Here is a 12,667-nt window from a genome sequence, read left to right on the forward strand (position 1 = left end):
GGCGGGGCTGTGTTGGGCACCTGTCGGTCAGGCTTTGAACAGGCGGTTTGAGGTTGCTTCGGAATACCGCCCAAGGCGCAGGTCTTCCGCGATCAGCGCCGGGTCACGCAGGGTTGCCGGGCCATAGCCTCCGCCACCCGGGGTGCGGACGCGGACACGATCTCCGGGGGCAAGTGCGATGTCTTGCGCCTTTGAAAGGTGCTCGGGGATCGTTGTCACGCCGCCCCGCGTCACTTCCACCCGGTTGAGCGCGCCATCTTGGCCACCAAGCGCGCCTTGCGGGCCGGTGCGGCCATGGTCCATCACGAAACTGGCGCGGGCGTTGCCGCGCAACAGCTCAATTTCGTAGTCCAGCCCGAAGCCGCCGCGGTGTTGGCCTGCGCCGCCCGAACCTTCGTGCAGGGCATAGCGGTGGTACAGAACCGGGAAATTCTGCTCCATGATCTCGACTGGCGGCGCTTTGGAAATGCCGATGGTCGAGCAACCGTTCGACAGCCCGTCGTGGTCGGCATTGCCGCCATAACCGCCGCCCGAGATCTGGTACATCACATAGTCGCGGCCCTTCAGCGGGTCATGCCCGCCCAGCCCGAAATTGCCGCTGGTTCCGGCGGGGGAGGCGGTCACACGGTTGGGCAAAGCAGGCACCAACGCGGCGAAAACCGCCTCGGCGATGCGCTGGCTGACCTCGGCGGCGCAGCCGGAGACGGGGCGGGGATAGGCGGCATCCAGGAAGGTTCCGGCGATGTTTTCCACGATCAGCGGTTCAAAGGCGCCGGCGGAAAGCGGCACCTCGGGGAAGATGTGGCGAATGGCAAGGTAGACCGAGGACAGGGTCGTGGCGCGGACGGAATTCATCGGTCCTATGCAGGGCGGCGAGGAGCCGGCGAAATCGAAATGCAGCGCATCGCCCCGACGCTCGACCGACAGGGAAATGGTGAGGGGTTCGTTCACCACGCCGTCGCTGTCGATGAAGGCTTTCGCTTCGAAGCGGCCCTTGGGGATCAGGGTGATCAGCTTGCGCATCTGGGTTTCGGCGCGCAGCCTGATCTCTGCGATGGCTTTTGCGACTGTGGCATCCGTGTACCGGTCCAAAAGCATCGTCAGACGGTCGGCGCCGACCAGCAGCGCGGAGGCCTGTGCCTTGACGTCACCGATGCGCTGGTCGGATACGCGGATATTGGAGCGGATGATGTCCCAGATTTCCCGATCCATCTCGCCGCGCTTGAAAAGTTTGACGGGCGGCAGGCGCAGCCCCTCTTGTTCGGCGCTGATGGCAGATGCGGAAAACCCGCCCGGAACAGCGCCGCCGGTGTCAGGCCAGTGGCCGGTATTGGACAGCCAGAATGCAAGCCTGTCGTTGCGGAAATAGGGCAGCACGAAGCGGACGTCCATCAGGTGGGTGCCGCCAAGATAGGGGTCGTTGACGATGTAGATATCGCCAGGTTCTGGCGCTGCCGTCAGGCCGGCGGCAATGCGCGAGATGAGGGATTGGGTGGAAAACTGCATGACGCCGACAAAGACCGGCAGGCCCTGCGCACCTTGGGCGATCAGCGCGCCATCCACCGCAGCATAGATGCCGTCGGAGCGGTCATTGGCTTCGGCAATCACCGGAGAGAAGGCAGCGCGGGAGAAGGTCAGATCCATCTCGTCACAGATTTGCTGCAGGCTGGCCTGAATGACAGAGAGGGTGACGGGGTCGATCTCAGTTGGTGTGGGCATGGGGAACCTCGATGATCAGGTTGCCGTCGGGATCTGTGCGAACGGTGCAGCCGGGATCGACGAGGGTGGTTGTGTCCATCTGCTCGATGATCGCGGGGCCGATCAGGGTGGCCGAAACCGGCATGTGGTCGCGCCAGTAAACCGGGGTTGGCGTCCAGCCGTTGAACCAGACCGGGCGGATCTCGCGCTCCGAAAGTGTCTCTGAACGGGTGGAAACAGGGATCAGTTGTCCAAGGTCAGGCTCTGGCCTGCGACCGATCACCGAGGTGGAGAGGTTGACCAGATTGGCGCGGATGGAGGGCAGATCCACGCGGAAACGGGCGAAATAGGCGGCCTCGAACAGGGATTGCAGCGCTTCCCGGGTGGGCCTTGCATGGGGCAGGCGGATGCGCAGCAGGTGGGTCTGACCGATGAACTGCATGTCGGCGGCGTATTCGGCCTCGATCATTGCGACTTCAACCGGTTCCGCCCTGATCAGGGCGCGGCCCTCGGCCTCCTGCGTGGCGAGGATGGTGTGGACGCGGTTGATATCGGCGGAATCCAGCGGTTGGTTCAGGGTGCGCACGAAGTCATGGCGCAGGTCGGCCACGACGCAGCCCAAGGCGTTGGTCAGACCGGGACGGGCGGGCACCAGAACACGGGGGACAGCGAGTTCCTGCGCCAGGGCCACCGCATGGAGCGGGCCCGCGCCGCCAAAGGCAAACAGAGCGAAATCACGCGGGTCCGCACCCAACGACAGCGAGACCATGCGGATCGCCCCGGCCATGTGGGTGTTGGCTATGCGCACGACGGCCTCGGCGGCGTGTTCGACAGACAGGCCGAGGGGGGAGGCGATCTGCTCTTGCATGGCTTGGCGCGCTGCCTCTGCCGCTTGACCGAAGCGGGCGGCGGGCAGGCGGCCCAGCAGCAGATTGGCGTCGGAAATTGTCACCAAATTGCCACCCCTGCCATAGCAGACCGGCCCCGGATAAGACCCTGCGCTTTCCGGGCCAACCCGCAGCATGCCACCGGCGTCGATCCGGGCGATGGAGCCGCCGCCAGCACCCACGGTGCGGACGTCGACCATCGGCACGTGGATCGGCATGGCATATTCCACCTCGATCTCGTTCGAGACCGGGGCGCGGCCGTCGCGGATCATCGCAACGTCGGTGGAGGTGCCGCCCATGTCGTAGGTCAACAGGTTTGGCATTCCTGCCCGCCGTCCGGTGGCAAGAGCCGCCATGACACCCGATGCGGGTCCGGACATCACGGTCTTGACCGCCTCTCGGGACACCTTTTCGGCCGCAATCATCCCGCCGTTGCCGTTCATCACCAGAAGCGAGTTCAGATAGCCCTTGTTCTTGAGGTCCTGCGACAGGCGGCTGATGTAGCGTTCCAGCAGGGGCTGGACGGCGGCGTTGACGGCGGCAGTCACCCCTCGCTCGAATTCGCGGCTTTCAGAGAGCAGCCCATGGCCCAGGGTGACGTGGTCATTCGGCCAGATCTCGCGGGCAATCTCTGCGGCGCGGCGTTCGTGGGCGGGGTTGGCATAGGCGTGCAGGAAGTGGATCACAAGGCTTTCGCAGCCTTGATCCCGCAGCTGGGTCACAGCGTGGCGGACGGCAGCCTCGTCCAGCGGTGTCACGACATGGCCCAAGGCATCCATCCGCTCAGGGACTTCCAGGCGCAGGTCACGGGGGATGACAGGCCGGAACTGGCCCTTCATGCCGTAAGCCTGAGGCCGCGTGCGACGACCAAGTTCCAGCACATCGCGAAAGCCCCGCGTGGTGATCATGCCGGTCTTGCACAAGGCGCGCTCCAGCACGGCGTTGGTCGTGGTGGTGGTGCCGTGGACGATCAGGCCGATGTCGGCAAGGCTGACCCCGGCTGCCTCGAAGGCCGCCAGAACGCCGCCTGCCTGATTGGGCAGCGTGGTCGGCACCTTGGCCATCTTCAGATCGCCCGTCGCAGGGTCAAGGATCACCAGATCGGTGAAGGTGCCGCCGACATCCACGCCCGCAACCCGTGCCATCAGCGCAGCCCGTCCAGACCTTTGACCTGGGCAAGTTCCAGCCCGCCCATGCGCGAGTGAATGCGCGGACCTTTTGACATGGCAAGCACGAAGACAATCTCGTCGGCGCGCGGGGCGTCCGGGACGGTGACGGTGATGGCGTCGAAATGGCCGCGGACGTAGGCGGCGTTGATGTGGCCCAGCGGAATGTCCAGACTGCCGCCCATCGGCGCGACCTTCATCGCCGAGGGGACGATCGCGCGGCTTTCGCCCAGCCGTTCGCGCATCGCATAGCCGCCGGGCGCGTGCCACAGGGCGCCATGTTCGGCCTCGCCCGCCGCACCGACCATGGCGCCTTTGCCATATCCGTCGATGCCCTCCCGTCCGCCAAGCGCTGCGATCAGGCGGTCGGTCATCATCAGGCCTAGGGGCTTCAGATCCTCCATCACGGGCTGCAGGTCAGGCTCGAACATGCCGGAAAACGGGTTCTTGACGACGGCGAGGATCGCGGCGCGCAGGCGGGGAGAGGCGGCGACAGGGCCACCCTCGTGGAAGATCTCCTCGATTTGCAGGGTCAGGCGACGCAGGGGAAAGTCAGGCATGATGGGGCTCCGATAGGGCAAGGACACCGGTGGTGCGCAGTTGGGAATTGAGGGAAAGTGCCGCACCCCGGATCAGTCCCCGAGAGAGACATGTTGTTGCGACGGCTTGCCCGTTGGACAGCGCCAAGGCGGTTTCCGCGCGGCGCAGGGGGCCGACCCCGCTGGTGACCAGACGGTCACCCAAGTCAGTGTCACATTGCAGGCTGTTGGCCGGAACGCGCGTGATGGCGGGATGCAGGGGCAGGTCCACGGCATTGGCGATCATCGTTGCCGCTGCATCGGCCATGGCGGCGGTGTCAGCCAGAACCGTGACACAGTCGGCGATCCCCAGCGAAAAGCTGCGCCCGCGCCAGCCGGAGGTGGCAATGCCGCGGATTTGGTCTTCTGCAAGCACTGTGACCTTGTGTGGCGTGCCCGCGATGGCCGCTGTCAGGCTATGCCCGGGCGAAAGGTGCAGGGCGATGTCCCCGCCATTGTTCACATAAGCCCGCTGCAAGGGGGCTTGGGTCATGGCGGCAAGCACCGTTTCGGCGACGGCTCCGGCCACGGCGGCCATGGGGGTGATGAACGCGGGACGAAACGGCGCGACCGCCGCCGCCATCTTGCGGGCAATCGCGCCCGTCACCGCCTGCTGCGGCGAACGTAACGCGGGCAGCTCGGCCACGAGGTCTTCCAGCAAACCGTCGAAACGGAGAACCGCATTTTGATAGGCCTGTTGAACGGCCCGGGCTTCGCCCCAAGCTTCGCAGATCAGGTCAATCGGGCCATGGTTCAGGTGAAGCCTGCCATCGGCCAAACATGCGGCATGGGGACCGTTCATCCGACATCCTCCGTCGGCCAAGGGCGCAGATGGGCGGTTGTCGGATAGTCAGCACCTTGGGCCAAGGCTTGCTGCAGGGTTACGATCTGCTCGGCATGGCCCCCCATCGCGAGGTAGTCAGACCGGGGCAAGGTGAACTCCAGCGGCGCGACCAAAGCGGGGGTTGGCACATAGCCAAAGGCCCCCTTGGGCAGGCGCAGCACGTCCACCATGAAGGTGATCCCGCCACCCGGCCAGATATAACACTCTGCCCCGCCGATGGTCAGCCGGGTCTGGCGCTGTTGCACCGAGCGCGTCAACTTGACAGGGTTACGGGTGACGCCCGCGCGAAGCGAGCCTCCTGCGCCGCCGACGAACAGGACGGTGCAGAGGGCAGGCTCGCAATTTTCGGCAATCAGGGCGACGGTCGGAAGAAGGCGGTCGGGAAGTGGCTGCTTTTGCGGGATCAGAGCCTCGTCCAGCACGTAATAGGCATGATCCTCGCCGGTGGTGGAGACCATCAGCAGTGTCATGCCGGGCCGCGCGCCTTTTTCCGGGCGCCACGGTCCGAGGATCTCCAGTGGGTCGACCAGCTTGGTGCCACCCCAGCCAAGCCCGGGATCCGAGACGCGGAAGTATCGGCCAGGGGTGGAGCGGTGGCCTTTGATGCGGATCCCGGTGGCGGGCCAGTCCAGAACCTTGCCGGCCTGGTGTTCCGAGACGACGCCCGTGATGTGGTCATCGACGACGACCACCTCATCGACCAGACCCTTCCATTGCACGGCGAACATGCCGATGGTGGCAGAGCCGCAGCCGACACGCATGCGATGTTCGGGAATGCCGTCCACAATCGGGGGTTTTCCGGCCTGAACGATGACGTTGGCCCCATGGTCGATGGTCAACTCCACCGCTTCGCCGTTGCACAAGGCCAGCATGGCGGCGCAGGTTTCGCGCCCCTCGGACTTGGAGCCGCCGGTCAGGTGATGCACGCCGCCGAGGGACAACATCTGGCTGCCATACTCGGCCGTGGTGACGTGGCCAATCGCCTCCCCCTTGCAATGGACCGTGGCGCCTTCGGGGCCAAGGAAGCGGTCTGTGTCGATCTTCACCTTGACGCCACAGTAGGAAAAGATCGCTTCGGTCACCACGGTGACCATATCGGCCCCATCGACCTTCGAGGAGACGATGAAGGGCGCAGGTTTATAATCGGGATACGTGGTGCCCGAGCCGATGCCGGTGATGAAGGTATCGGCTGGAACAGGCTCTGACGCAGCGGCTTCGGGCCAGATCTTGGCGGCGAAGGGAATGATGCGGCTGCCCGATTGCAGGGCGTGCGACAGCATCACCACGGGGTCGGTGCGGACGATCCGGCCCCCGGCATTGGCATAGCGGTCACAGGCGCCTGTCTGGCCGGGGGCGATGTAGCACATCACCGGGCAAGCGTCGCAGCGGATTTTCTCAGACATGACCGGCCTCTTTCATCGCGGCGAGGATACGGTGGGGCAGAGCGGGAAGCCTTGTGATGCGCGCGCCGGTTGCGTGGCGGATCGCGTTCAGGATGGCCGGGGCGGTGGGGATCAGGACATGCTCTCCCAGACCTTTGGCGCCGTAGGGGCCTTCAGGGTCTGGCACCTCGATCAGGATGCTTTCGATCAGGGGGACATCGCCGAAGGTGGGGATCAGGTAGTCATGCAGGTTGTCGGTGCGGCCTGCGATGTAATCCTCCATCAGCGCCATGCCGATCCCTTGGGCGATGCCACCCTCAATCTGGCCCTCGGCCAGAAGGGGGTTGATGACGCGGCCAAGGTCATGGGCGGCGGTGATCTTGTGCAGTTTGACGGTGCCAAGATCAGGGTCGACCGAAAGCTCCACCATCTGCGCGCCATAGCCGTAGACGGCGTAGGGGCTGCCCTGGCCATTGGCATCCAGCGGTTTGGTGGGCGGATCGTAGGTCTGCGCGACGCTGATCGCATAGCCCTGCGCATCAACGGGACGCGAGGCGAGCGGTTGGTTGCCCAAACGGTCGAGGGTGCGGCGCAGCGTCTCGGCGGCGGCTTTGGCGGCGCGGCCGCTGACATAGGTCTGGCGGCTGGCCGAGGTTTTTCCGGCATCGGGCGTCAGGAGCGTATCGGGTCCGATCAGTCGCAAGGTGCTGACGGGGACGCCCAACGTCTGTGCCACGATTTGCGCAATGACGGTGTTGGAGCCTTGGCCGATGTCTGTGGCGCCCTGATGCAGGACGATCTGGCCGTCCGGTGTCACTCCGATGCGGATGGTGGAGGGATTGGGCAGGGCGGTGTTGCCGCAGCCATACCAGCAAGACGCCACACCAACACCACGAAAGGGTGTCTTTTCCGCTTCACCAAGGGCGCGGTCCCAGTGAGGGCGCAGGGCCGCAAGACATTGGGCGATCCCGGTGGCGCGCATCACCTGACCCGTCGCGGAACGGTCGCCATCGCGCAGCGCGTTGATCTGGCGGAACTCCAGCCGGTCAAGGCCGACCTGTGCTGCCAGATCGTCGAACAGCGTTTCCTGCCAGACGGCGGCTTGCGGCACGCCGAAGCCGCGGAAGGCGCCCGACACGGGGCCGTTGGTGTGCACCGCCCGTGCTTGGGCGCTGACGGCAGGCGTCAGATAGGGGCCAGAGGCATGAACGGGCACGCGGTTGGCCACCGTCGGCCCCCATGAGGAATAGGCCCCGGTGTCAAAGCGGCCCTCGAATTCCATCCCGGTGATACGGCCGCGCGCATCACAGCCGATCCGGCCTGCAATTTCGGCCGGGTGGCGCTTGGTGGTTGAGGCCATGCTTTCGGCGCGGGTGTAGGTCATCCGGCTGGGGCGGCCGGTCAGCAGCGTGACAAGGCCGATCAGCGGTTGCAGGCTGACATCCAGCTTGGAGCCGAACCCCCCCCCGACGGCGGAGGGGATGATGCGCACCCGTTCCATCGGCAAGCCAAGGACGGCGGCGGTGTCATCGCGGTCCATGATCGGCGCCTGGGTGCAGGCGCGTAGCACAAGGGTGTCGCCCTCCATCCAGGCGGCACCGGCTTCGGGCTCGATATAGGCATGTTCGACATGGGTGGTGGTGATGGAACCAGTGGCAACATGGGCAGAGTTTGCGATGGCCACGGCGGCGTCGCCTTTCACCACCTGGCCTTGCGTCAGCCGGTTGCCGGGGCGGTTGGGGTGGACAAGTGCAGCGCCCGCGACTTCCGCCGCTTCTGGAGCGTGAAGGCTTGGAAGCGGATCCCAGTTGATCGGAAAACCGCTTAGGTCCGGCTCGATCCCCGGTTCAAAGGCCACCAGCGCCACGCATTCCCCGCGAAACCTTGCGGGCGATGGGGCGATGGCAGGTTGATCCACAAAGGCAGGAATGACACCAAAGGCGTTGCGCCCGGGGATGTCTGAAGCGGTATAAATGCCAGCAATACCGGGGCGTGTGGCAAACCCGGCAATATCGCCGAAGGTGAACGCGGCATGAGGGTGCGGCGAGCGGATGGCCTTTACCGTCAGCGCGCCCGCTGGTGCGAAATCGGCACCGAAACTGTCGCCTGCGACCTTGGCCTGACCGTCGATCCGGGGAAGCCGGGCCCCGACATGGGACGTGACAACAGGCTTTGAGACGCCGGCGTTGGCATCCACGACGGCAGCGATGATCTTGCGATAGCCGGTGCAGCGGCACAGGACCCCGCCCAAGGCATGTTCAACCTCCTGAGGCGAGGGGTGCGGGATGCGCGCCAAGAGATCGCTGGCGGCCATCAGCATGCCGGGTGTGCAGATGCCGCATTGCGCAGCCCCATGGCGCAAGAAGCTGGCGCGTAGCCGGTCGAGAGCCGGCGTGTCAGATTCGACTGTTTCAACCGTGGTGCCTTCGACTTGGGCCGTGGGCATCAGGCAGGCGCAGACCGCGCGGCCGTTGACCAGCACCGTGCAGGCGCCGCAGTCGCCGGCATCGCAGCCGACTTTGGTTCCCATCAGGCCAAGATGCTCTCGTAACGCCTCTGTCAGGCGCAGTGTGGGCGGAACATCAAGGGAGGCGGACGCGCCGTTGAGGGTGAAGCGGATCATTCTGCCACCTCGGCCGCCAGACGGCGCAGCAGGGTCACGGTGGCATCAACGCGGTAAGTTGCAGTGGCCCGGATATCATCGATCGGGGCAAGGGCGGGGCGTATCAGGTCGGGGTCGATGTCAATCCGGCCCAGGGTCTGGCCGATCAGCGCACGTTCCAAGGCAGGCAGACGACGGGCGGTGGGGCCGCAAGCGCCAACCGCGGCGCTGGCTTGAAGGATCTGACGGTCTTGCGCCACCACCCGCAGGGCGGCCATGACGATGGAAATCACCAGATGACTGCGCGCGCCAAGTTTCACAAAAGCCGAACGGCCCGCCAGCGCCGCAGCCGGGATGTGGACAGCCACCAAAATCTCGCCCGGCTTCAACGCCAGTTTGCGCGGCCCGATCAGGCACTGTTCCAGCGCGATCCGTCGGAGTCCGCCAAGCCCGGCAATCTCCACCTCGGCCGACAAGGCCAGAAGCGGAGGGATGCCGTCGGCGGCGGGAGAGGCATTGCAGATGTTGCCACCCAGGGTCCCGGTGTTCTGCACCTGCCGCCCGCCCACCATCGCAGCGGCCTGCTGCAAGGCGCGCAGGGCGGGCGGCAGCGGGGCCTCGGCAATCTCGGACCAGGTGGTGGCGGCCCCGATGCGCAAACTGTCGCCCAAGGCAATCCCGCGCATCTCGGCGATCAGGGTGACATCGACCACATCACCCGTCAGGCCCCATCCGGCGCTGGGATACAGATCCGTCCCACCGGCCAGCACCCTGTATCCGCCCGCCGCGAGGACAAGCGCTGCCGGCAGATCAGAGGGGCGGGCGTAACCGGGCATGCGGGCCTCATTCATTTGCATACGAAGCAGTTTGCGGCCTGTGCCGCGCCGCTGTCAACTTCCTTGCGCGGCGGGTCTGGCTTGGCTATCTCGATCTGATGAAGCCAAACACGCCCGCTTATTGTCTGGATGAACAGGTTGGTTACCTGCTGCGGCGGGTGACGCAGCGGCATTTGTCGATCTTCAGCGCGGCAATTCCAGACCTGACGACGACGCAGTTCGCCGCTTTGGCCAAGCTGGTGGAGTTGGGGCCGCAAAGCCAGAACACGCTGGGCCGGGCCACCTCGATGGATGCCGCGACGATCAAGGGCGTGGTGGACAGGCTGGTGCGCGATGGTCTGGTGGAAACCGCCGCCGATCCCGATGACCGCCGCCGCTTGACCGTCAGCCTGACCGAGGCCGGGACGACGCTGTATCGCAACCGCATCGCCGCCGCCCTACAGGTGACAGCGGACACGCTCGCTCCGCTCAAGGCTGAGGAGCAGGCCGTTCTGACGGCGCTTTTGTCGCGCTTGGCCTAGCGAACAGGTCGCAAACCGGCGCTTCTTTTTGCTGGCAGGCATTAGGCTTGGCCCAAACCGGAGGCCTGCCCATGTCGAACGATGCCCTGCTGCAACCCTACACCTTGAAACACCTGACCCTGCGCAACCGGATCATGACGACCAGTCACGAACCGGCGTACCCCGAGGAGGGGATGCCCAAGGATCGCTATCGCCTTTACCATCTGGAGCGGGCGAAGGCGGGTGTGGCGATGGTGATGACGGCGGGCTCGGCTGCGGTTTCCAAGGATTCGCCGCCGGTGTTCAACAACGTGCTGGCCTACAAGGACGAGGTCGTGCCGTGGATGAAGCGCATTGCCGACGACTGCCACGAGGCGGGGGCGGCGGTGATGATCCAGCTGACCCATCTTGGGCGGCGGACGCGGTGGGACAAGGGCGATTGGCTGCCCGTTCTGGCGGCAGGCCCGGGGCGCGAACCCAGCCACCGTGCCTTTCCGAAGGTGATCGAGGATTGGGACATCGAACGCGTCATCACCGACTTCGCCGATGCCGCGGAGCGGATGAAGGAAGCCGGTCTGGATGGGGTGGAGTTTGAATGTTACGGGCACCTGCTGGACCAATTCATGTCGCCCTTCACCAACCAGCTTGAGGCGCCCTACGGCGGCAGTCTGGAAAACCGGGCGCGTTTCGCGATGGAGGTTCTGGCGGCATGCCGCAAACGGGTGGGCGAGAAGTTCCTGCTGGGCATGCGCTACACGGCCGATGAAGCCGAAGCCGGGGGCATCAGCGCGGACGAAGGTGTTGCCATCGGCAAGATGTTCCGCGATTCCGGGCTGGTCGATTTTCTGAACATCATCAAGGGACGCATCCACACCGATGCCGCAATGACCGATGTGATTCCGATCCACGGCATGAAAAGTGCACCTCATCTTGACTTCGCGGGGCGCATGAAGGCCGAAGTGGGCATGCCGACGTTCCACGCCGCCCGCATTCCCGATGTGGCCACGGCACGTCATGCCATTGCCACCGGGCAGCTGGACATGGTCGGCATGACGCGCGCCCACATGGCCGATCCTCACATTGTGCAAAAGATCATCGAGGGGCGCGAGCATGACATTCGCCCCTGCGTGGGGGCCACCTATTGCCTTGACCGGATCTATCAGGGCGGCATGGCGCTATGCATCCACAACCCCTCGACAGGTCGTGAAGAGACGATGCCACATCAGATTGCACCGGCCGCAACCCGGCGTCAGGTTGTGGTGGTGGGTGCAGGTCCGGCCGGGTTGGAGGCGGCGCGGGTGGCCGGCGAGCGGGGCCACAAAGTGACGGTCTTCGAGGCGGCGGCAGAGGCTGGCGGCCAGGTGCGTCTGCTGGCCCAGACCAAGCGCCGGGCCGAGATGATCGGCATCATCGACTGGCGCATGGCACAATGTGCGGCTTTGGGTGTGGAGTTCCGCTTCAATACCTGGGCCGAACCTGAGGATATTCTGGCGCTGAGCCCCGATGTCGTCATCGTGGCCACGGGCGGTATGGCGCAGAAGGACATCCTTGCCTCTGGCAATGAACTGACTGTGTCGGCGTGGGATATCCTTTCCGGTGATGTGAAGCCCGGTCAGAACGTGCTGCTTTACGACGATGCAGGCGATCACACCGCGTTGCAGGCAGCGCAACTGCTGGCGGAAGCCGGATCGACCGTTGAAGTGATGACCCCGGACCGCACCTTTGCCCCCGACGTGATGGCGATGAACCTTGTGCCCTACATGCGCGCCATTCAGGACAAGGCCGTGACCTTTACGGTGACCTACCGCCTGACCTCGGTCGAGCGGGATGGCAACCGGATCAAGGCGACCATCGACAGCGACTATAGCAAGCTTGGCATCACGCGGCACTTCGACCAAGTCGTGGTGAACCATGGCACCGCGCCTTTGGACGAGGTCTATTTCGCGCTGAAGCCCCGCTCGGTCAATCTGGGGGCGGTCGACTATGAGGCCTACATCGCAACCCAGCCGCAAACGCTGGCCGCCGGCCCGGCGGGCTTCCAGCTGTTCCGCATTGGAGATGCGGTCGAGGCCCGCAACATCCATGCGGCTGTTTATGATGCACTTCGCCTGGTCCGTACCATCTAGGGTTGTATATGGGCCAAATCCCTCAGTTTTTTTGAAGGAATGCGGATT

Annotated in this window: 9 protein-coding genes; 2 read left to right on the forward strand and 7 right to left on the reverse strand. The window is 65.0% G+C overall.

All coding sequences use genetic code 11. The features are described 5' to 3' along the window. Nucleotides 1–27: 27 nt before the first annotated feature. From AC1Y2B_RS08725 to AC1Y2B_RS08755, 7 genes are read right to left on the reverse strand one after another with little or no spacing between them, the layout of a single operon-like run. Nucleotides 28–1,719 (reverse strand): hydantoinase B/oxoprolinase family protein, encoded by a 1,692-nt coding sequence (locus AC1Y2B_RS08725; protein WP_482252689.1) that lies wholly within the window; start codon nt 1,717–1,719, stop codon nt 28–30. Further along, nucleotides 1,703–3,730 carry a hydantoinase/oxoprolinase family protein gene (locus AC1Y2B_RS08730; protein ID WP_482252690.1) on the reverse strand — a complete coding sequence of 676 codons (2,028 nt, stop codon included), beginning with the start codon at nt 3,728–3,730 and terminating at the stop codon, nt 1,703–1,705. The genes AC1Y2B_RS08725 and AC1Y2B_RS08730 overlap by 17 nt, the downstream gene beginning before the upstream one ends. Further along, nucleotides 3,730–4,311, reverse strand: coding sequence for an amino acid synthesis family protein (locus AC1Y2B_RS08735; RefSeq protein WP_482252691.1), 582 nt, complete (start codon nt 4,309–4,311; stop codon nt 3,730–3,732). Before AC1Y2B_RS08735 ends, AC1Y2B_RS08730 begins: the two co-directional genes overlap by 1 nt. Further along, the gene (locus AC1Y2B_RS08740; RefSeq protein ID WP_482252692.1) at nt 4,304–5,131 is read right to left on the reverse strand and encodes a UPF0280 family protein; all 828 of its coding nucleotides are present in this window, start codon (nt 5,129–5,131) and stop codon (nt 4,304–4,306) included. The genes AC1Y2B_RS08735 and AC1Y2B_RS08740 overlap by 8 nt, the downstream gene beginning before the upstream one ends. Continuing rightward, on the reverse strand, nt 5,128–6,576 hold the full coding sequence (locus tag AC1Y2B_RS08745; protein ID WP_482252693.1) for a 6-hydroxynicotinate reductase: 1,449 nt from the start codon (nt 6,574–6,576) through the stop codon (nt 5,128–5,130). The genes AC1Y2B_RS08740 and AC1Y2B_RS08745 overlap by 4 nt, the downstream gene beginning before the upstream one ends. Beyond that, on the reverse strand, nt 6,569–9,178 hold the full coding sequence (locus tag AC1Y2B_RS08750; protein WP_482252694.1) for a molybdopterin-dependent oxidoreductase: 2,610 nt from the start codon (nt 9,176–9,178) through the stop codon (nt 6,569–6,571). Before AC1Y2B_RS08750 ends, AC1Y2B_RS08745 begins: the two co-directional genes overlap by 8 nt. Then, the gene (locus AC1Y2B_RS08755; RefSeq protein WP_482252695.1) at nt 9,175–9,993 is read right to left on the reverse strand and encodes an FAD binding domain-containing protein; all 819 of its coding nucleotides are present in this window, start codon (nt 9,991–9,993) and stop codon (nt 9,175–9,177) included. Before AC1Y2B_RS08755 ends, AC1Y2B_RS08750 begins: the two co-directional genes overlap by 4 nt. A 98-nt stretch (nt 9,994–10,091) precedes the next feature. On the opposite strand from AC1Y2B_RS08755, the gene AC1Y2B_RS08760 reads away from it, so the two are divergent. Together AC1Y2B_RS08760 and AC1Y2B_RS08765 are read left to right on the forward strand one after the other, a co-directional pair. Then, a complete protein-coding gene (locus tag AC1Y2B_RS08760; protein ID WP_482252696.1) occupies nt 10,092–10,514 on the forward strand; it encodes a MarR family winged helix-turn-helix transcriptional regulator in 423 nt (140 codons plus the stop codon). 71 nt (nt 10,515–10,585) lie between these two features. Beyond that, on the forward strand, nt 10,586–12,619 hold the full coding sequence (locus tag AC1Y2B_RS08765) for an oxidoreductase (protein WP_482252697.1): 2,034 nt from the start codon (nt 10,586–10,588) through the stop codon (nt 12,617–12,619). Nucleotides 12,620–12,667: the final 48 nt, after the last annotated feature.

Source organism: Stagnihabitans sp., from assembly GCF_964946895.1.